Consider the following 20,653-nt stretch of genomic DNA (forward strand, 5'->3'; position numbering starts at 1 on the left):
CACTATCGTGAAAAATTTCATTACGGCTTTACCTATTTTGTTGCTGTTGTCGTTTTCGTTCGTGTCTTTTGCCTTCCAGTTTGATCATCTTGTTTATTTCAGACTAGCGCTGGGGATCTTTTCGTTAGCGGGTCTTTTCTTTCTGTATACACTTAAAAGAAACATGAAATGGTTCATGGTTTATTTATATGCGAGCTGGATTGTTCTTGCTGCCGTCACGACATTTGAGGAGCCTGTTTTTTCTCAGTTTTTCTTCGGTGGTTTAACAATGACAATGGGCTATCTCACATATATGCTCATTTACTTAGGAATGAAGCAGGACCGTGTAGCGAAATCACATTAAAAACAAAAGCTGATAAAATCTGTTTCGATTTTATCAGCTTTTTTATTTCTGTTGAAAAGATAAAAGAGAAGAGCAGCCAGATGTGACTGCTCCCATGCGTTTATGATTCACGTCCAGCAGCTGCGAGCTGCTTTTGGTGCTTGTTGTCGATGGTTTCGTATATACTTTCCATCATTTTAGGATCGCGCATGATGGCCTTCTTGTTTTCTTCAATCAATTGCTGATATGTTTTGATTCTCTTCTTAGACATGTGACTCATCGCTCCTTTATGAGAATGGTGGACGTTTATAGGATTTCACACAGATGAAATTGATAATCATTTTCAATTAGCATCTCCATTATACAAAGCAAAATGTCAGAAGTAAAGATTCAATTCAGAAAATTCACGTAATCGACATATTCCCTTTCGAATCAACGTTCATTCTTTCCCAGGAAATAATTTGCTGTCAATTGCTGTCGTAAGTAAGATATCTATATAAAAGATTCCTTCGTTCTTTGAAACGTTTTGGCTGCCCATCTCGTCTTATGTAGAGATTTGATGTAGAACTGTGAGAAGACATAAAAAAGACACCAGCAAGTGTTGCTGATGTCCTTTGTTTCAACAATTTAAGAAACGTGTTCTTGAAGAAATTCTGTCACTTCTTCAGGGGATTTTGCGTTTGCACTGTGTAGATGACCTGTTTTTTCACCATTTTTGAAAATTAACAGGCTTGGAATACCCATGACCTGATACGTTTCTGCTAATTCAGGGAAATCGTCTTTGTTTATTTCAAACCATTCATGATGTGCATAAGCCTCTAGGATGTCTGGAATGAACATGTCCATTCTTGTACAGTCAGGACACCATGTTGCAAAGAATTTAACGATGACTTCTTTGTCTGATTGAATGATTTCATTGAATTGTTCAGTACTTGTGATTTTTTTCAATTTGTCACAACTCCTTTTCATTGTCATTTTAATATAAAATAAAGGCGAAAGACATACAAATGCTCGGGGGCGCTTACAACCTTTACAAATCATTTCAATTCCGTAACAACAAAAATTAATTAGAGCAATTTTGCTTGAAAGTGATAAGATAGTAAAGATGAATTTTAGTGGGGGGAGTATCCATTGAAAATAAGTTTAGGATTGATTTACGGCGGAAAGTCAGCCGAACATAATGTATCACTGCAAACAGCCCTTGCAGTTACAAAAGCACTTAACACTGAGAAGTTCGATATACATCCAATTTATATTACAGAAGAGGGCGAATGGCTAAGAGGAGAAAAACTCACTGAACCAGTATCAAACGTCAAAATGCTTCAATTTGAACAAAATGCAAAGACGTTTTTACCAACTTCTTTAAATGAGAGCATGTTTCCACAGCCTGCATCTGCCGATGAGAAAATTGATGTTGTCTTCCCATTGCTTCACGGACCAAATGGTGAAGACGGAACGATGCAAGGATTACTTGAACTGTTAAATATCCCTTATGTCGGTAACGGCGTTCTCGCTTCTGCCGCGGGTATGGATAAAGTCATGATGAAAGATGTGTTTGCTCAAGCAGGACTTGCACAGGCAAAGCACCTTTCCTTCAATAAAAAAGACTATGAGAAGGCCACACCAGATAGCTTAGAACAGGTCGAACAAGTACTTGGCTATCCATGCTTTGTAAAACCTGCCAACATGGGATCAAGTGTTGGAATTAGCAAATGCCGCAGCAAAGAAGAGCTGCAAACCGCATTCGACCTAGCTTTCCAATATGATCGTCGTGTAGTCGTCGAAGAAGGCGTCGTTGGAAGAGAAATCGAAATCGGTGTATTAGGAAATGACGAGCCGAAATGCTCAGTCGTTGGTGAAATTGCGCCTAAAACAGATTTTTATGACTACAAAGCAAAATATGAAGATGGCGATACAGATTTGATCATTCCTGCGAGTGTGTCAGAAGATGAATACAAGACAATTCATGATATGGCGATTAAGGCATTTAAATCCCTCGATGGTTCTGGTCTTGTACGTGCAGACTTCTTCCTCACAGAAGAAGGTGAAGTGCTGATCAATGAAGTGAATACAATGCCTGGATTCACCCCATTTAGTATGTTCCCGCTCCTTTGGAAACACACTGGTGTAGAGTATCCAGAGTTGATTGAAAAACTAGTGTCACTTGCAATTGAACGCCATCAAGAAAAACAAACCATTAAAACAACTTTTTAATGTGAGCAACAAGCAGACACTATCCTTAGGTAGTGTCTCTTTTCCTTCAAACGTGAAATGAGAAAGAGAGGCGAAAAATCATGATCAAACGTACAGCGAAACAAATCGCCCAAATGGCTGGTGGGACACTATCTAATCAAGCTTTTGGCGAAGAGCAAATTCACGGAGTGACAACAGATACACGAAAAGTATCAAAAGGCGCACTGTTTATCCCGCTCATTGGAGAACATTTTAACGGCCACACATTTGCTTCAAAAGCAGTGGAGCTTGGAGCAGCAGCTGTTCTTTGGAATCAAAAAGAAGCCAATCCGCCAGAAGGTGTACCTGTTATTCTTGTCGACGATACTCTGGCAGCACTTCAGCAATTGGCCAAATCATATTTAAAAGAAGAAAATCCTCGTGTTGTCGGTATTACAGGAAGTAACGGGAAAACGACAACGAAAGATATGATTCATTCCGTCTTACAAACGACGTATCAAGTTCATAAAACAGACGGCAACTTTAATAATCATATTGGTCTTCCGCTCACTATTCTTGCAATGCCAGAAGGCACAGAGATAGCTGTATTGGAGATGGGGATGAGTGCAAAAGGCGAGATTGAGTTCTTGTCAAATCTAGCTGAGCCTGATGCAGCAGTCATCACCAATATCGGGGAATCTCATATGCAAGATTTAGGTTCAAGAGAAGCGATTGCTGATGCAAAATGTGAGATCACAAAAGGGCTAAAAGAGGATGGCACCTTTTATTATTTAGGAGATGAGCCTTTGATCCGCGAGAGAGCGACTGCACTTTCGCAACAAGTGAAAACCTTTGGAGAAGCAGAGGACTGTGATATCAAGGTTACGCACATTAACCAACTTGCAGAAGGCACTGAATTTCAAGTCGAAGGGTATGCCCAGGGGTTTCTTATTCCTGTATTAGGGAAACATAATGTAAAGAATGCCCTTGCTGCCATTGCCATAGGCCAGCATTTCGGACTGAATGAAAGACAAATCGCCCAAGGACTCATGCAAACGAAATTGACAGGAATGCGCCTTGAACTGTTTAAAACAGAGAAAGGAATGACTGTCATCAATGATGCATATAATGCAAGTCCTACTTCTATGAAAGCTGCAATTGATCTTGTAGGAGATATGGATGGCTTTGCACATCGTATTCTTGTACTCGGAGACATGCTTGAGATGGGCAGCGAAGAAGAAACGTATCATTATGAACTAGGCCGCTACATCAAGCCTGAGTTTATTGATCATGTGATGACGTATGGCCGCCTAGGTGCATTCATCGCTGAAGGAGCAAAGGAAGCATTCGGTGATGCGCGTGTGTTCTCATTTATGGACAAAGAGGAATTGAAGAAAAAACTAGCTGACGTAGCAGGACCTGACGATGTTGTTCTAGTCAAAGCTTCACGCGGCATGAGATTAGAAGAAGTCATTACTGCACTTTAAAGAGTAAGCGGCAAAGAAGGTGACAGAATGATTGGCTGTCTATGTATACACGGTTTCACTGGCGCTCCTTATGAAGTGGAACCGCTCGCACAATATTTAAAGCAGAAGACAGATTGGAACATGCAGTCTATCACGCTTCCGGGGCATGGAGATGAGCTTCAGCTAAAAGGCATTCTCTATCAAGAATGGATTGCGACAGCTGAACTAGAGCTTTTATCCCTTAACAGAACTTGTGACACCATTTATTTAATCGGATTTTCAATGGGAGGAATGATTGCTTCTTATCTAGCAGCGAAGTATCCGGTTGCTCGTCTCGTCCTTTTAAGTGCTGCGGCAAAATATGTGAATCCAAAACAAATGATTCAAGACACAAGGCAAATGCTGAAGGAATCATTTTCTGGTTTGATTGATACGAACCCTTTGTATGATAGATACCGTCATAAGCTAACGAGCACACCGCTGTCAGCTGCTGTAGAATTTATGAAGCTGGTGAAGCAAACGAAGGGCTCTCTTGAGAAGCTTCACCTCCCCGTGTTAATTGTACAAGGGGAAAGCGATGGGATTGTACCTGCTTCAAGTGCAGATTTTATTTATCATAAAATCCCCTCCCGCCAGAAAGAAATGTTTTATTTACCCGATTGTAAACATCATGTATGCCACGAGCCGTGTGCACAGCAATTGTTTGAAAAAGTAGAGTATTTTCTAAAAAAAGCGATTTAATCTATAGAAAAGCGAAAATGTGGCTAAACTAATATAAATTGAATCCCACTTGTTAAAATTTGCATCATTTTTGTCGAATGAGTGACATGCCTATGGTACAATAGGAAAGAAAAGGTGGCTGATTCGGTTGTTTCAATATGACGGAAAAACCTTTATCCCGCAGTCTAACTCGAGTAACGGAGAAGTATCATCAAGAACCGTATTTCAATATCGTCAGGACGGGAATATATTAACGGGCACATATCAAGGCGGCAGTATTGTTTCTGGCGTACTTGTAGGAACTGTAAATGAGGATGGAACACTTCATTTTAGATATCACCATGTCAGCAAAGACGGCAGCATAAGAAGCGGGTCTTGCGATTCCACACCTAAGCAGCTGGATAACGGAAAAATTCAACTGTTCGAAAAGTGGAAATGGATGGATGGCGATCAAAGTGATGGTGAATCTGTCATTGTGGAACAGTAGATATATCCATTTCTGTCTTGTTGAAAAACAAATAGTGTAATGGTAAGATATAAGGTAGGGTAATTCGGGCTTTGTATATAATGGACCTGTCCTTTCGGAAAAGGGCAGTTTTTAATGATCATTCACGAGATTACTGAAACAGCAATTAGAAGGAGTTTGAATAATTTGACTATAACGTTTCAAGATTTTCAATTAAGCGAAAGTCTCATGAAAGCTATTAACCGCATGGGATTTGAAGAAGCAACACCGATTCAAGCGGAAACAATTCCTCTCGGTCTTAAGAATAAAGATGTCATTGGACAAGCACAAACAGGAACAGGAAAAACTGCAGCGTTTGGTATTCCTCTTGTCGAAAAAATCGACCCAGCGTCTCCAAATATCCAAGCGATTATCATTGCGCCAACAAGAGAATTAGCAATTCAAGTATCTGAAGAGCTATACAAAATTGGCCAAGACAAGCGTGCGCGCGTACTTCCGATTTACGGTGGACAAGATATCGGTCGCCAAATCCGTTCGCTCAAGAAAAATCCTCATATCATCGTAGGGACTCCAGGACGTTTACTCGATCACATTAACCGTCGTACAATGCGTCTTCAAAATGTTGAAACTGTTGTGCTTGATGAAGCAGACGAAATGCTAAACATGGGTTTCATCGAAGACATTGAATCGATCCTTTCAAATGTACCAAGTGAACACCAAACACTTTTATTCTCTGCGACAATGCCTGCACCAATTAAGCGCATTGCAGAGCGTTTCATGACAAACCCAGAACACGTAAAAGTAAAAGCGAAAGAAATGACTGTCTCTAACATCCAACAGTTCTACTTGGATATCCACGAGCGTAAGAAGTTTGATACATTGACTCGTCTTCTTGACATTCAATCACCTGAGCTTTCAATTGTCTTCGGCCGTACGAAACGCCGCGTTGACGAATTGACTGAAGCACTTAACCTTAGAGGTTATACAGCTGAAGGAATTCATGGTGACTTGACGCAAGCAAAACGTATGGTTGCGCTTCGTAAATTCAAAGAAGGTTCAATCGATGTGCTTGTCGCAACAGACGTTGCAGCACGTGGACTTGATATCTCAGGCGTAACACACGTGTATAACTTTGACGTACCACAAGATCCAGAAAGCTACGTACACCGTATTGGACGTACTGGACGTGCTGGACGTACAGGTATGGCGATGACATTCATCACACCACGTGAAAAAGATATGCTTCGTGCGATCGAGCAAACAACTAAACGTAAAATGGATCGTATGAAAGAACCAACACTAGATGAGGCAATCGAAGGGCAACAACAAGTAACCATTGATCGTCTGCGCACAATCATCAGTGAAAACAACCTAAACTTCTACATGACAGCAGCTGCTGAATTGCTAGAAGATCATGATTCTGTTACAGTGGTTGCGGCTGCTATCAAAATGATGACAAAAGAGCCAGATGCAACGCCTGTTCGTTTGACAGATGAAGCACCAATGGTATCAAAACGCAATCGTAACAACCGCAGCTCTTCTAAACGTAGAGACGGTGGCGGCGGAGGCGGCTATCGCGGAAAAAGCCGTTCATCTTACGGTGATAAAAAGCGCTCTTCAAATGACCGCAATCGTTCTTCTAACGATCGTCGTCAAAAGAAATCTTATAACAACTAATTCAAAAGCGAATCCTTTGCAGGGTTCGCTTTTTTTAACAGGTTTGTTGAAACTTTTTAGTCTTTATTTCGTAATATATTGATAGAAAAGTATGAGAATGGGGGAAGAGTGTGAGAAAACAGCCGCAACGTCAAATTAGTTTAAATGGTTTAAAGGTATGGCGTCTTCAAAATGGAATTATCTCATTGATTTTCTTACTCATCATCATTGGGGTATTTGTCGCTAGTTATTATCTTCAATGGCCATATTGGATTGGGACCATCCTCATCGGTTTATGGGTCTTACAGGTCATCTTTGGCATTTGGCTTATACCGAAAATCCGACATCGCATCTGGCGCTACGAAGTATTTGAAAATGAAATTGAAATTCAGCATGGACTCATTCGCGTCACACGTGTGATTGTGCCGATGGTCCGTGTCCAGCATGTCGATACATCGCAAGGTCCGCTTTTAAGGCGCTACCGTTTGGCATCGGTTCAAATTTCGACCGCTGCCACAGTTCATGATATACCGGCGCTAGAATTAGAAGAAGCTGATGAGCTTCGTGATTACATATCTCGTTTAGCAAGGGTGACGGAAGATGATGTCTGAACCAAAACGAGTACATCCAATCTCGATGTTTATTGATTTTATATCAGATGCCGTATCTATGATCAAAAACTTCATTATCCCTTTTTTCGTTCTGATCTTTGTGAACTCGAATTCGAGCATTCGTTTTTATGCATTTATCATTCTTGGTGTGCTCCTTTTATGGAAAGCTGTTTCAACCGTATTAGCATGGAGACGATTCACCTATCGGATGGAAGATGATGAATTTCGTGTGGAATCGGGGGTCATCACGAAAAAGAAAAAGTATATCTCGTTAGAACGAATTCAAACGGTGAATACAAGTGAAGGCATCTTCCAGCGAATTTTCGGCTTGGTGCGTGTCCAAATCGAAACAGCAGGCGGAACCGACGGTCCAGAAGTGAGCCTGACGGCGATTACAAAAGCAGAAGCGGAACAATTAAAGCAAGCGATTTTCAACCGTAAGAAAAGCTTGCAGCAAGAAGAAATGGTGGATGAAAATGGGGATGTGCTGCATGATCCTCTGGCGAAGCAACAACCTGTGGAAGAAGAAATCAATGTTTCCTATCGTATGGGTGTACCAGAGCTGCTTCTGGCTGCGACGACTTCAAGCGGGATCGGCGTCATAATATCTGGGTGTATCGCCATCTACACACAAATTGATGAAATCCTTCCTTTGGACGGATTCATCAATCGCTTCTCTTTTTTAAGTCATGCGAGTATTGAAATTTATGCGATTCTCATATTTCTTGCCATATTGATTGCGTGGATTCTGAGTGTCGGGGTGACGGCTCTTCAATATGCAAATTTTACGGCAAAGCGAAAAGGGAATGACATCATCATCACAAGAGGACTGATCGAGAGGCATCAAATGACCATTCCTCTTGCCAGAATTCAAGCAGTGAAAATCAAAGAAAGTATTATCCGGGAGCCTTTTGGCTTTGCGACGGTAATGCTTGTGAGCGCTGGAGGATCTATTACAGAAAAAGAAACCTCTTCCGTCTTATTTCCGCTGATTCGCAAGAAAAGAATCAGCGAACTGCTATCTCAATTCACAGATCATTATCATTTGGCGCCAGAAACTGAACTGAAAAAGGTGCCAAAGCGTTCGCTCAAACGCTACTTGATCTCTTACGGCTTTGTACCATTACTTGTAGGTGTGATCCTTTCTGTCCGTTTTCCGCCGTGGGGTTATTTGGCACTCATTCCGCTTCCGATTGCTTTGCTCTTTGGGTATTTAGCTTATAAACAATCAGGCTACACGATTAAAGATCCATTGATTCAATTGACATCAAGGGGCATTGGCAAAACCACTGGCATTGTATTGAGAAAACGAATGCAAAACTATACAATGACACAATCTTTCTTCCAAAAGAAAGGCCGAGTGGCGAGTATTCACACATTTGTGAAATCCTCTGCGCTGCTTGATTCCTTTGGTGTGCATCACCTTGAGGAAGAAGATGCCGCACGTGTCTTGGATTGGTATTCATATGAAAAAAATAAATCTTCTTAAACCAAAAATGTCGATCAACTTCCCGTTCATAGGAGTGATCGACATTTTTTATGAGATTAGTAGCGTCTTTTTTTTGAATGGAAAAATAGCGTAAGAGGTGCTAGGAGCATGCCGCCAATCAAGCCAAATAAGTGAGCCATAATATTGATGTTCGAGTTGACGAATGTCATGATGACAGAGACTGCAAGAATCGTTAAAATCACCTGAGAATTGCCGCGGTCCATCATGTGCGGTTTAAAGAGAACAAGATATAAATAAACGCCAAACAAACCGAAGATCGCACCAGAAGCGCCGACGTGTACATACTCTAAAGGCTCCACCCAATAGGTTCCGAGATTCCCAATGAACCCTGCACCCAGATAAATGATCAGAAATCGAACCTTCCCAAGCAAATGCTCAAGCGCTGGAGCGAATAAGAACATGGACATAGAATTGAACAAAATATGGGTCAGACTACCGTGAAGAAAAATAGGTGTGACGAGCCGCCACCATTCTCCAGCAGCTACACCGTAATTAAAACCGACGAGATGATCGTGACCAAGCTGTATAAGAGGAATAGGAATGGCAAATAGAAGCCACAGACCAATTTGCAAAGCAAGGATCGTTGTTACGATTGGATACGATCTAATAAATTGTTGAAAGCTCTCCGTTCGAATAAACATAACAAACCCCTTTTGACTAGATAATGGTAAGTTTATAGTAACACGTTTATGAAGAGAACACCCAAATTAGTACGAGTATCATAGGAGGTATCTCATGATCAAAGGAATAGGCATGGATATTGTAGAGATCAATCGGCTCGCGCAAGTGCTTAGCAGACAGCCTCGTTTACCAGAACGAATTTTGACCACAAGTGAACAAGACACCTTTAACACACTCAGTGAAAAGAGACAGCTGGAATTTTTGGCAGGAGGTTTTGCGGCAAAGGAAGCTTTCGCTAAAGCTTACGGAAAGGGAATCGGCCAGCATTTAAGTTTTCATGACGTCGAAATTCAAAAAGATGATTATGGAAAACCTTTCATCAAAAGCGAGAAGACGAAGGACGACCAAGTTCATGTGTCCATCACCCATACGAAAGAATATGCTGCTGCACAAGTTTTAATTGAAAGGTTGTCAAGCTAGTCTGCATATTGTTTGTCCCCCCTTCATATATTGGGTAGTGCGATAAGGAAGGGCGAGTTGCTAATAGGCTTTGATGGTTCGCGGTACGCAGTTAACTCTTGAGGCGTACTGTTAAAGTCAAACAAGCGGTTTCTTCCTTTTAACACAATTAACGAAGGGGTTGAAAAGGGTGAGAAAAAGCTTTGTTTTGCTTGTAACGGGGATCCTTTTTGTACTGATTCTCTCCGCATGCGGTCAAAAATCTCAGCAGGATATCGTTGGAGATTTAAACAAAAAGGCAGAGGAAATGACATCATACAAAGCCAAAGCAAAAATGACCATTGAGACAGGAAATGACCCGCAGGAGTATCAAGTAGAAATTTGGTACAAGAAGCCGGAACTTTACCGTGTCTATTTAGAAAATCCAAAAAAAGATCAGAGTCAAGTCATTTTAAGAAATGGCAATGGTGTGTTTGTGCTGACACCTTCATTGAACAAAAGCTTCCGTTTCCACAGCGATTGGCCGAATAATAGCAGTCAGGTTTACTTATTTGAATCACTCGTGAAGGACATTAAAAATGACAGTGCCGCTCAGTTCAAAGCGAAAGAGTCAAAGTATGTGTTCGAAACGAAAACCAATTATCAGCACAACCAAATGCTGCCTACCCAAGAGATTACCTTTCATAAAAAAACAATGGCACCTGCCAGTGTAAAAGTACTGGATAGCGACAAAAAGCCAATGGTGAAAGTGGAATTCTCTCACTTTGAATTCAATAAATCCTTTGACAAAGATGCATTTGATGAGAAGAAAAACATGACGCTCTCTCAAATGGATGTCGCCACAAGCGCAGGCCCATCTGACAGCTTTGCGGTGAAAACGCCAGTTGATATGCCAGAGGGCGTGAAGAAGATGGAAGAGAAAGAAGTGACAACGGACGCTGGGAAACGTTATGTGATGACGTACGGTGGAAAGAAATCCTTCACACTCATTCAAGAAAAAGCGAGAGTGGCTGAAGCATCTACGCCTGTGACGATGAACGGCGAGCCAGTTGACCTTGGCATGACAGTAGGGGTTCTTACAGATCAATCCCTTTCATGGACATCTGACGGAGTGGACTACTTGATTTCTTCAAGTGATCTATCGAAGGAAGAGCTCTTAATGGTGGCGAAGAGTGTAGAAGGCCAGTCGGCTAAATAAATGAATAACTCATTACAGAAAAACATCAAACATCAGCCCTATGCAAGGGCTGATGTTCTTTGATTTATTTCACTTTATTCCAGATTTTTAGTATCATATGAAGGTATTGAATCATTCAGTAGGGAAGTGTGACGGATGGATACAAATGCCTTCTTTAGAGACACATGGGCAGAAATTAATGTAACAGCAATTAAGCATAATGTTTCACATATGAAAGATCATATTGGTCAAAACGTTCAGTTGATGGCTGTTGTGAAAGCCAATGCATATGGGCATGGAGATATAGAAGTGGCAAGAGCTGCTCTCAAAGCAGGAGCAGATGTATTAGCCGTAGCTTTTTTAGATGAGGCCATTTCTTTAAGGAATAAGGGGATCGAAGCACCCATTCTTGTACTGGGCGCCATACCGCCGGAATATGTCAAAACCGCTGTTCAATACAACGTTGTGATGACTGCTTACTCCATCCAGTGGCTGAAAGAGGTCACCAAAATAGCGGAAGGACAGATGGAACAACCGATCCGTTTTCATTTGAAATTAGATAGCGGAATGAACCGATTGGGTGTCAAAACGTTAGAGGAAGTAAACGAAGTGAAAAAGCTTGTCAGCGAGCACTCTTATTTACAGCTTGAAGGTGTATTTACTCACTTTGCGACAGCAGATGAAAAGGAAGAGGCCTACTTTGATAAGCAGGTCAACACCTTTCAAACACTACTTCAGCCGCTACATACGGACAAGCTGCTCGTTCATTGTGCCAACAGTGCAGCAGGTTTAAGGTTTAAAGACGTTTTGTTTAATATGGTTCGCTTTGGTATTAGTATGTACGGGCTGTCGCCGTCAGAGGAGATCAAGGATGAATTGCCTTTCAAGCTGGAAGAAGCCATGTCCCTTCATACAAAACTTGCTCATGTGAAGCACATTCAAAAGGGCGAGAGTGTCAGCTACGGGGCGACGTATACAGCCAATCAAGATACGTGGATCGGCACGGTTCCAGTCGGCTATGCAGACGGCTGGATCAGGAAGCTGGCAGGAACAGAAGTGCTCATTGGCGGAAAGCGCCGAAAGATTGCGGGAAGGGTTTGTATGGATCAATTCATGGTTGATCTGAAAGACAACCTTCCAGCTGGGGAACCGGTCGTTTTGATTGGAAAGCAAGGAGAAGACATGGTATCAGTCGATGAAATCGCAAAAAGGCTTGAAACCATTAACTATGAAGTCACTTGCTCGATTGGGCACCGCGTCCCAAGAGTATATATAGAGGACGGTAAAAGAGTCCATGTGCGGAATCCACTGCTTCAAGACGATCCAAGCTTATTATAAACAGTGTTCAAAAGAACGATGGTCAAACTGACTTCGTTCTTTTTTATTCGACAAAAGCAAGGTAAACATTCTCCCTTTTTTAGAGATTTTGGAAATACCGTATGATTTTCGGAAAAAAGCGTATAATGGGAAAGAAGAACTCCATTATCATCTTGCTTTACGGGTGGCGAGCCGCTTCATGTTCTAATAAGAAATCATGAAAAAACAGCTTTGCTTGCGCATTGAATAATGGTATGATTAGTCTTGGAATGGATCGAAACGGTATCCGTAAGTTTTGTGGAGGTGTATGTTTTTTGTCTGAATCCAGCGCAACAAACGAAATGAAGATTCGACTACCGGAGGCTTTGATGTCTGAAATCGAACGAGTAGCAGAGCAGGATAAGGTAACAAGAAATGAATTGATCTACCGAGCGACAAAAACGTATATTCGTGAACGTAATATTCGACAAAATCGTGAATCGATGAGACGCGGCTACATGGAGATGGCGAAAATTAATCTGAATATCTCTTCAGAGGCACAATACGCAGAATTTGAGGCTGAGAATACAGTTGAGCGATTAGTCAGCGGGGGTTAAACATTTGATTGTTAAACGCGGTGATGTTTACTTTGCTGATTTATCTCCTGTTGTTGGCTCCGAGCAGGGCGGGGTTCGCCCGGTATTGGTGATTCAAAATGACATTGGAAATCGCTTCAGCCCGACTGCTATCGTTGCAGCCATAACAGCCCAAATACAAAAAGCGAAATTACCGACTCACGTCGAAATTAATGCAAAGCGCTACGGCTTTGAACGAGATTCTGTCATTCTTTTGGAACAGATTCGCACAATCGATAAACAAAGATTGACAGATAAAATTACACATCTTGATGATGAGATGATGGAGAAGGTTGATGAAGCCTTACAAGTTAGTTTGGCTCTTATTGATTTTTAATATGGTGAGATTTGGTTGCTCTATTGGGAGCAACTTTTTTTTGTGTTCGATTTTTATTAACGTTATAATGAAGACAGACGAAAAGAAGTGCTGTTTATGTACGTAGGGGGTAAAACATGTCGAATCATATCGTGTTAGCTTTCGCAAGGGAGCATCAAAAGGAATTAGAAAAAGAGTGGACGGACATTTTTAAACGACTCGGAGAAAAAGAAACGGACATGATGCTGAACGACAAAATGTATGAAGCCATCTGTTCGGAATATGTTCAACTGATCATTACATCTCTGTCTGAGGGGGATGTCGAAGATTTTGAAGAAAAAGTGCAAACTTTTGCTTTAAAAATTGTTCAAATGGGTATATCACTTAAGTTACTGGCAAATGGTCTAACAGAAATCCGTGCACATTTATACCAAAGAATGAACGATGACCAAGATACAGCAGAAGATAGCCATGACCTTATCTGGCAAATCGATCGATTCATCACACCGGTTCATAACGAAATATTAAACCAGTATTCCATCTCATGGGAGAGAACCGTTAACCTTCAAAAAATTGCGCTGCAGGAACTTTCTGCCCCGCTAATCCCTGTGTTTGAGCACATTACCGTTATGCCGCTAGTTGGAACAATAGATACAGAGCGTGCGAAAAAAATTATGGAAAACCTGCTTAATGGTGTCGTCAAACATCGATCACAAGTCGTCTTGATTGATATTACAGGTGTCCCTGTTGTTGACACAATGGTGGCTCACCATATCATTCAGGCCTCAGAGGCTGTGAGATTAGTAGGTGCGAAGTGCTTGCTTGTCGGTATTCGCCCAGAAATTGCCCAAACGATTGTGAACCTTGGCATTGATTTATCTCAGGTTACAACAAAGAATACCCTTCAAAAAGGAATTCAAACTGCTTTGGAAATGACAAATCGAAAAATTGTTTCATTGGAGGGATAAACCAGTGAGAAATCACCCGAAGATTCCAATTTTAAAACTATACAATTGTCTTCTGATTTCAATCCAGTGGGAGCTTGATGATCAAACAGCTCTTCACTTTCAAGAAGACTTACTGAATAAAATTCATGAAACAGGAGCAAACGGTGTTGTGATTGATTTAACATCCGTCGATATGATTGATTCATTTATCGCAAAAGTATTAGGCGATGTGATCACCATGTCCAAGCTCATGGGGGCAAAAGTTGTATTAACAGGAATACAGCCGGCAGTTGCTGTGACGCTCATTGAACTTGGTATATCGCTGGAAGAAATTCAGACAGCACTAGATCTTGAACAAGGGCTTGAGACACTGAAGCGGGAATTGGGGGAATAGATATGAAAGACCAATCCTGTGTAAAAATATTGACGGAATGGGACATAGTCGCAGCAAGACAGTTGGGGCGCAATGTTGCAAAAGAACTTGGTTTTGGAACAGTTGACCAAGCAAGAATTACGACGGCCATTTCAGAATTAGCTCGAAACATCTATTTATACGCTGGTAAAGGTCAGATTTGTATAGAAGAAGTGATGGAGCGTGGAAAGCGTGGGCTCAAAGTCATCGCAGCTGATGAAGGGCCTGGCATTTTGGATATACGCAAAGTGATGGAAGATGGATTTTCAACATCAGGTGGGCTCGGCGCAGGTTTACCGGGCGTCAGAAGGCTGATGGATGATTTCAAATTAGATTCTGCACCAGAACAAGGAACAGAGATACAAGCTGTTAAGTGGCTTCGCTAGGAGGGAAACCATGGATTTTAAGGAGGTAATGGAGCAGCGGTACCATCAGCTGCTCAGTCGTTATATCAGTGATTTAACTGAAACATCGCTTTATCAAGCTCAAAAATTTAGCCGTAAAACCATTGAGCATCAAATACCTCCTGAAGAAATAGTGAGTGTTCACCGAAAAGTGATTCAGGAGCTTTACCCTGATTTGCCGGAAGATGTTTTTCATTCACTAGACTTCTTAATAGAAGTCATGATTGGGTACGGTCTTGCCTACCAGGAACATTTAACACTTAGAGGCATCCAGCAAGAAATTAAATCCGAAATCGAAATTGCTGCAAATGTTCAGCAAACCCTTCTGGAAACGAAAATTCCAGAAGGAGATACCTTTGATATTGGTGCAATTAGTGTGCCGGCAAAGCAGATGAGTGGTGACTATTACCACTTTGTGACGGATCACGATTCGATCAATATCGCGATCGCAGATGTCATTGGAAAGGGAATTCCGGCTGCGCTCTGTATGTCGATGATTAAATATGCGATGGATTCCTTGCCTGAGTCAGGGAGCGGTCCAACAAAGGTGCTGAAAACCCTTAATCGTGTTGTTGAGCAAAACGTTGACCCAAGTATGTTTATCACCATGTTCTATGGCAGCTATAATACAGAAACGCATGAATTTAAATATGCATCGGCTGGACATGAGCCGGGCTTTTTCTATTGCAAAAAAGAGGATACATTTTACGATTTAGACGCGAAAGGCCTTGTTCTTGGAATCGCGCCAGATTTTGATTACAGGCAGTATGAGAAGCATTTGGACGTAGGAGATATGGTGATCTTATTTTCAGACGGTGTCACCGAATCCAAATCGGAGGACGGCTTCTTAGAGCGGGAGGATATCAAAGCGCTCATAGCAGAGCATCTATCCTATTCAGCTCAGGAAATGGTAGACGCTATCTATGCAAGCTTACTCAAATTACAAGATTTTCAGCTGCATGATGATTTTACGTTACTTGTCCTCAAAAGAAAGGTTTAGAAAGTGAATATGCGGGTATATAAAACTTTAGGATACAAGAATTTCGAGGTGAATGCATAATGAATATGTCTGTAAAAGAGCATCAAATAGATCAAAAGACAAAAATTAGTGTCAGCGGAGAAATCGATGTGTACTCTGCGCCGGAGCTAAGAGAAACGCTTATGCCTAAAGCAGAGGCGGGAGAGAATCTTGAAATCTGTCTGAAGGATGTTACGTATATGGATAGTACAGGTTTAGGTGTATTTGTTGGGCTGTTTAAAGCGGCTCAAAAAGCTGGTGGAACATTAAAGCTTGAGAACTTATCAGACCGGCTTGTAAGGTTGTTTGAAATCACTGGATTAAAGGACATCATTGACATTTCTGCAAAGTCAGAGGGTGGGGTACAATGAACGAATCAGTAGATCTTATCGAGATGAAAATACCGGCGAAACCAGAATACGTAGGCATCATTCGTCTGACTCTTTCAGGCGTAGCGAGCCGAATGGGCTATGCCTACGAAGAGATTGAAGACTTGAAAATTGCCGTCAGTGAGGCCTGTACAAATGCAGTTCAGCATGCCTACAAAGGGAAAGACGGTGAAGATGGAGAGGTAGCTGTTCGCTTTCTTGTCTATGAGGATCGTCTAGAAATTATTGTCGCGGACAAAGGTGGCAGCTTTGACTTTAAGCAAAAGCAGGAGGACCTAGGGCCGTACACATCTACTCATACGGTGGATCAATTGGCAGAAGGAGGTCTTGGTTTATACTTAATGCAAACATTGATGGATGAAGTCGAGGTGCAAGCAAACTCCGGAGTTACCGTGGCGATGACAAAGTTTTTAAACAGGGAGCGAGTTGACCATGACACAACCATCCAAAACTATGAAACTAACTAAAGATGAAGTGGATCGCCTCATCCAAAGCTATCAATCCAATCAAGACGAGCAGGCGCAGCTCACACTGGTCGAATGTTACACAAACTTGGTCGATATGCTCGCAAAAAAATACTCTAAAGGAAAAAGCTTTCATGAGGATCTAAGACAAGTTGGAATGATTGGTTTACTCGGTGCGATTAAGCGATACGACCCGCTTGTCGGTAAATCATTTGAAGCTTTTGCCATTCCAACCATCATCGGAGAAATCAAACGCTTTTTACGAGATAAAACATGGAGTGTCCATGTACCAAGGCGTATTAAAGAACTTGGACCAAGAATCAAGATGGCAGTTGATCATCTGACAACGGAGACACAGAAATCGCCAAAAGTCCAAGAAATTGCAGAATACCTAGATGTGACAGAGGAAGAAGTACTGGAAACCATGGAGATGGGCAAAAGCTATCAAGCATTGTCTGTTGACCAAGGCGTAGAAGCTGATTCTGAAGGAAGTACGGTCACGATTTTAGACGTTGTCGGCTCACAGGAAGAGGGCTACGAACGTGTGAACCAAAAAATGATGCTTGAGAGCGTGCTTCATGTTTTAACGGATCGAGAAAAAGAGATTATCAATCTGACTTATTTACAAAATAAGAGTCAAAAAGAAACAGGCGATCTCCTCGGCATCTCCCAAATGCATGTATCGAGACTGCAGCGGAAGGCAGTTAAAAAGCTGCGAGATGCATTATCAGAAGATGCGTCTATGGAGCTAGGGTAATGAAGCAGATTGAACAGCATGAGCATGTGAATGCCATTATCTATCAATCGAGTAAAGAAGGAAAATCATGCTGCGGGGACAGTTTTTTTATTAAAGCAGATGATGAAGAACTAATTTGTTCTGTAGCAGACGGATTAGGCAGCGGCCAGTTCGCCAATGAATCATCTTCTTTAGTCAGCGAAATTGTCGAAAAATATGGAGATGAGGATGTGACGACCCTCATCGACAGATGCAATCAGGTCATGAAAAATAAACGCGGGGCCACAGTTGCGATCTTAAAGGTGAATTTTTCCCAGCAGCAATTTACTTATTGTTCGGTTGGTAATATTCGATTTATCTTGAATGCACCTTCTGGCGACTATATTTATCCACTTCCGACATCAGGATACTTATCAGGGAAACCTAGAAAATATAAAACATACACCTATTCCTACGAAAAAGGATCGACATTCATTATGCATTCAGACGGGCTGAATGTGCCAAACATGAGAATGTGTTTAAAGCATGGCCATTCAGTTTCAGACATTGCCAAACAACTAGAAGCATACACTCAAGACAAGAAGGACGATCTCACCTATGTACTTGGTCAGCTCACGTAAAATAGCTGACCTTTTTTCTGTTTTCCCGGTTTTTTTGATACACTAAAAGAGAAGAAACAGTGAGAGGATGCAAAGTATGAAGACATCTGACTTTTTATTGAAACAAATTGCAACAGAATTAAAGCTTTCAACGAAACAAATTGAAAGTGTGATCAAGCTATTAGAGGATGGCAACACCGTCCCGTTTATTGCCCGTTACCGGAAAGAGCAGACAGGCTCACTGGATGAGGTGCAAATCCAAACCATTTCAGAGCGCTATACATATATCCAAAATGTCACGAACCGAAAAGAAGAAGTCATTCGTTTAATTGCTGAACAAGACAAACTGACGGACGAGTTAAAACAAAAAATTGAACAAGCTCATAAACTGCAAGAGGTCGAAGATTTATACCGGCCATTCAAACAAAAGCGTAAAACAAAAGCGAATGTAGCCAAAGAAAAAGGGCTGGAGCCGCTGGCGGAATATATACTCACGCTGCCAAACGATGAGATCGAGAAGAAGGCTGCTTCTTTTATCAACGAAGAAAAGGAAGTAACAAGTGTAGAAGAGGCGCTTGAAGGCGCGCAGCACATCATTGCTGAACAGCTGGCAGATGACCCTGATATGCGAAAATGGATTCGCAGTGAAACGTACCAAAAGGGCAGTCTTGTCACATCAGGAAAAGACACCGAGAGCGATGAGAAAAATGTGTATGAAATGTATTACGATTATCAAGAGCCGATAAAAAAAATTGTGCCCCATCGTGTACTGGCGGTCAACCGAGGCGAGAAAGAGGGCATTTTGAAAGCAGCCATCGAACCACCTGCTGAAAATATTCGTTTCTATCTCGACAAACAAGTCATCAAAGGCAAACCGACAACGGCGAGACCGTTTATTGAAGCGGCCATTGATGATGCGTATAAACGGCTCATCCAGCCTTCAATCGAACGAGAAATACGAAAAGAACTGACAGAAAAAGCAGAAGAACAAGCCATTCATATTTTTGCTGAAAACTTAAGAAAACTGCTGCTACAGCCGCCGATGAAAGGGAAGCGTGTACTAGGAGTCGACCCCGCATTTCGTACAGGCTGTAAGCTAGCGGTCGTGGATGATACGGGTAAAGTCCATCATATTGGCGTCATTTACCCGCATCCGCCTGTACAGAAAAAAGCGGAAGCGAAACAAAAAGTCAAAGAAATCATTCAATCATCTAACATCGAAGTCATTGCGATTGGAAACGGAACAGCTTCAAGAGAGACTGAACAATTCATCGCAGACTTGATCCAAGAGCTAGACCAGCCGGTTTCCTATTTAATCGTCAATGAAGCAGGGGCAAGTGTTTACTCCGCATCTGCGCTGGCAAGAGAAGAGTTTCCAGACCTGCAAGTGGAAGAAAGAAGTGCCATTTCCATCGCCAGAAGATTGCAAGACCCATTAGCAGAGCTCGTGAAAATTGATCCGAAATCTGTCGGTGTTGGGCAATATCAGCACGATGTGAGTCAAAAGCAATTAAACAGCTCTTTAACCTTTGTGGTGGAGACAGTCGTCAACCAAGTCGGTGTAAACGTCAATACAGCCTCACAGGCGCTGTTGCAATATGTGTCCGGTCTTTCAAAAGCCGTCGCAGGAAATATCGTCAAGCGCCGCGAAGAGATTGGGAGATTCACAAGCAGAAAAGAGTTAAAGGATATCCCAAGACTTGGGGCCAAAACTTATGAACAGTGTATCGGCTTCCTGCGCATTGCAGATGGACAAGATCCACTTGATCGTACAGGCATTCACCCAGAGAGCTACAAAGAAACAAAACAGTTCTTACGCATGATTAAGATGACGCCAGATGATCTTGGTACAGAGCAGTTAAAAGAGAAAATCGCCGAGGTCAAACTGGACGAAGCCGCACAGCAGCTTGACATTGGTACAATTACCCTCCAGGATATCATCGATCAATTGACAAGACCTGAGCGTGATCCGCGCGATGAAGTACCGAAACCTCTTTTAAAAACGGATGTGTTGAAATTGGAGGACTTAAAGCAAGGAATGGAGCTGCAAGGAACGGTGAGAAACGTTGTAGACTTCGGCGCTTTTGTTGATATTGGTGTAAAGCAAGACGGGCTTGTACATATTTCAAAGCTAAGTAACCGTTTTGTGAAGCATCCGCTGGACGTTGTGTCAGTAGGCGATATTGTCACTGTATGGGTGGACTCTGTTGACCAGGCAAAAGGCCGCGTTGCCCTCTCCATGCTGAAACCAGAGTAA

25 protein-coding genes are annotated in these 20,653 nt (G+C 41.9%); 22 read left to right on the plus strand and 3 right to left on the minus strand.

The features are described 5' to 3' along the window. The first annotated feature begins 7 nt into the window (after window positions 1–7). A complete protein-coding gene (locus tag C5695_RS02445) occupies window positions 8–343 on the plus strand; it encodes a hypothetical protein (RefSeq protein ID WP_017366657.1) in 336 nt (111 codons plus the stop codon). A gap of 100 nt (window positions 344–443) precedes the next feature. On the opposite strand, the gene fbpB is transcribed toward C5695_RS02445, so the two are convergent. Both fbpB and C5695_RS02455 read right to left on the minus strand, forming a co-directional pair. Then, on the minus strand, window positions 444–593 hold the full coding sequence (gene fbpB, locus C5695_RS02450) for a Fur-regulated basic protein FbpB (RefSeq protein WP_117728865.1): 150 nt from the start codon (window positions 591–593) through the stop codon (window positions 444–446). Between the two features lie 356 nt (window positions 594–949). Continuing rightward, entirely contained in the window at window positions 950–1,270 is a 321-nt protein-coding gene (locus C5695_RS02455; RefSeq protein WP_012008983.1) for a thioredoxin family protein, read from the minus strand. A 183-nt stretch (window positions 1,271–1,453) separates the two neighbouring features. Here C5695_RS02455 and C5695_RS02460 point away from each other — a divergent pair, with 183 nt between their 5' ends. The 7 genes from C5695_RS02460 to C5695_RS02490 all read left to right on the plus strand — a co-directional run bounded on the left by C5695_RS02460 (window position 1,454) and on the right by C5695_RS02490 (window position 8,902). Next, window positions 1,454–2,536 carry a D-alanine--D-alanine ligase gene (locus C5695_RS02460; RefSeq protein ID WP_117728867.1) on the plus strand — a complete coding sequence of 361 codons (1,083 nt, stop codon included), beginning with the start codon at window positions 1,454–1,456 and terminating at the stop codon, window positions 2,534–2,536. An 80-nt stretch (window positions 2,537–2,616) separates the two neighbouring features. After that, a complete protein-coding gene (locus tag C5695_RS02465) occupies window positions 2,617–3,981 on the plus strand; it encodes a UDP-N-acetylmuramoyl-tripeptide--D-alanyl-D-alanine ligase (protein WP_117728869.1) in 1,365 nt (454 codons plus the stop codon). Between the two features lie 27 nt (window positions 3,982–4,008). Then, entirely contained in the window at window positions 4,009–4,701 is a 693-nt protein-coding gene (locus tag C5695_RS02470) for an alpha/beta hydrolase (RefSeq protein ID WP_117728871.1), read from the plus strand. A gap of 127 nt (window positions 4,702–4,828) precedes the next feature. After that, window positions 4,829–5,167: an avidin-fold protein gene (locus C5695_RS02475; RefSeq protein ID WP_117728873.1), complete on the plus strand. Its 339-nt coding sequence runs from the start codon at window positions 4,829–4,831 to the stop codon at window positions 5,165–5,167. Between the two features lie 165 nt (window positions 5,168–5,332). Then, window positions 5,333–6,823 (plus strand): degradosome RNA helicase CshA, encoded by a 1,491-nt coding sequence (cshA, locus tag C5695_RS02480; RefSeq protein ID WP_125482351.1) that lies wholly within the window; start codon window positions 5,333–5,335, stop codon window positions 6,821–6,823. Window positions 6,824–6,933: 110 nt separating this feature from the next. After that, window positions 6,934–7,413 (plus strand): PH domain-containing protein, encoded by a 480-nt coding sequence (locus tag C5695_RS02485; protein ID WP_117728877.1) that lies wholly within the window; start codon window positions 6,934–6,936, stop codon window positions 7,411–7,413. Beyond that, window positions 7,403–8,902: a PH domain-containing protein gene (locus tag C5695_RS02490; protein ID WP_117728879.1), complete on the plus strand. Its 1,500-nt coding sequence runs from the start codon at window positions 7,403–7,405 to the stop codon at window positions 8,900–8,902. The genes C5695_RS02485 and C5695_RS02490 overlap by 11 nt, the downstream gene beginning before the upstream one ends. A gap of 56 nt (window positions 8,903–8,958) precedes the next feature. Here C5695_RS02490 and C5695_RS02495 read toward each other — a convergent pair whose 3' ends face one another. After that, complete coding sequence (locus C5695_RS02495) at window positions 8,959–9,564, minus strand: rhomboid family intramembrane serine protease (RefSeq protein WP_117728881.1); 606 nt, start codon at window positions 9,562–9,564, stop codon at window positions 8,959–8,961. A gap of 94 nt (window positions 9,565–9,658) precedes the next feature. Here C5695_RS02495 and acpS point away from each other — a divergent pair, with 94 nt between their 5' ends. From acpS to C5695_RS02565, 14 genes are all read left to right on the plus strand, one after another. Further along, the gene (gene acpS, locus C5695_RS02500; protein ID WP_117728883.1) at window positions 9,659–10,024 is read left to right on the plus strand and encodes a holo-ACP synthase; all 366 of its coding nucleotides are present in this window, start codon (window positions 9,659–9,661) and stop codon (window positions 10,022–10,024) included. 160 nt (window positions 10,025–10,184) lie between these two features. Further along, entirely contained in the window at window positions 10,185–11,201 is a 1,017-nt protein-coding gene (locus tag C5695_RS02505; RefSeq protein WP_117728885.1) for a LolA family protein, read from the plus strand. Between the two features lie 135 nt (window positions 11,202–11,336). After that, a complete protein-coding gene (alr, locus tag C5695_RS02510) occupies window positions 11,337–12,518 on the plus strand; it encodes an alanine racemase (protein WP_117728887.1) in 1,182 nt (393 codons plus the stop codon). Window positions 12,519–12,811: 293 nt separating this feature from the next. Next, a complete protein-coding gene (locus C5695_RS02515) occupies window positions 12,812–13,093 on the plus strand; it encodes a hypothetical protein (protein WP_003214273.1) in 282 nt (93 codons plus the stop codon). A 4-nt stretch (window positions 13,094–13,097) separates the two neighbouring features. Then, window positions 13,098–13,448: a type II toxin-antitoxin system endoribonuclease NdoA gene (gene ndoA, locus C5695_RS02520; RefSeq protein ID WP_003214169.1), complete on the plus strand. Its 351-nt coding sequence runs from the start codon at window positions 13,098–13,100 to the stop codon at window positions 13,446–13,448. A 116-nt stretch (window positions 13,449–13,564) separates the two neighbouring features. Beyond that, entirely contained in the window at window positions 13,565–14,395 is an 831-nt protein-coding gene (locus C5695_RS02525; RefSeq protein WP_117728889.1) for an RsbT co-antagonist protein RsbRA, read from the plus strand. A 4-nt stretch (window positions 14,396–14,399) separates the two neighbouring features. Further along, window positions 14,400–14,768 carry an RsbT antagonist protein RsbS gene (gene rsbS, locus C5695_RS02530; RefSeq protein WP_003214235.1) on the plus strand — a complete coding sequence of 123 codons (369 nt, stop codon included), beginning with the start codon at window positions 14,400–14,402 and terminating at the stop codon, window positions 14,766–14,768. Window positions 14,769–14,770: 2 nt separating this feature from the next. Beyond that, window positions 14,771–15,172, plus strand: coding sequence for an anti-sigma regulatory factor (locus C5695_RS02535; protein ID WP_117728892.1), 402 nt, complete (start codon window positions 14,771–14,773; stop codon window positions 15,170–15,172). A gap of 10 nt (window positions 15,173–15,182) precedes the next feature. Beyond that, window positions 15,183–16,190, plus strand: a complete 1,008-nt coding sequence (locus tag C5695_RS02540; RefSeq protein ID WP_117728894.1) for a PP2C family protein-serine/threonine phosphatase — start codon at window positions 15,183–15,185, stop codon at window positions 16,188–16,190. A gap of 59 nt (window positions 16,191–16,249) precedes the next feature. Beyond that, entirely contained in the window at window positions 16,250–16,579 is a 330-nt protein-coding gene (locus C5695_RS02545) for an anti-sigma factor antagonist (protein WP_117728896.1), read from the plus strand. Beyond that, on the plus strand, window positions 16,576–17,064 hold the full coding sequence (rsbW, locus tag C5695_RS02550) for an anti-sigma B factor RsbW (protein ID WP_117728898.1): 489 nt from the start codon (window positions 16,576–16,578) through the stop codon (window positions 17,062–17,064). The genes C5695_RS02545 and rsbW overlap by 4 nt, the downstream gene beginning before the upstream one ends. After that, complete coding sequence (gene sigB, locus C5695_RS02555; protein WP_012009000.1) at window positions 17,030–17,818, plus strand: RNA polymerase sigma factor SigB; 789 nt, start codon at window positions 17,030–17,032, stop codon at window positions 17,816–17,818. The genes rsbW and sigB overlap by 35 nt, the downstream gene beginning before the upstream one ends. Beyond that, the gene (locus C5695_RS02560; protein ID WP_117728900.1) at window positions 17,818–18,417 is read left to right on the plus strand and encodes a PP2C family serine/threonine-protein phosphatase; all 600 of its coding nucleotides are present in this window, start codon (window positions 17,818–17,820) and stop codon (window positions 18,415–18,417) included. Before sigB ends, C5695_RS02560 begins: the two co-directional genes overlap by 1 nt. Window positions 18,418–18,493: 76 nt before the next feature. Beyond that, window positions 18,494–20,653, plus strand: a complete 2,160-nt coding sequence (locus C5695_RS02565; protein ID WP_117728902.1) for a Tex family protein — start codon at window positions 18,494–18,496, stop codon at window positions 20,651–20,653.

Origin of the sequence: Bacillus pumilus, assembly GCF_003431975.1 — a bacterium.
GTDB classification, from domain to species: domain Bacteria; phylum Bacillota; class Bacilli; order Bacillales; family Bacillaceae; genus Bacillus; species Bacillus pumilus_N.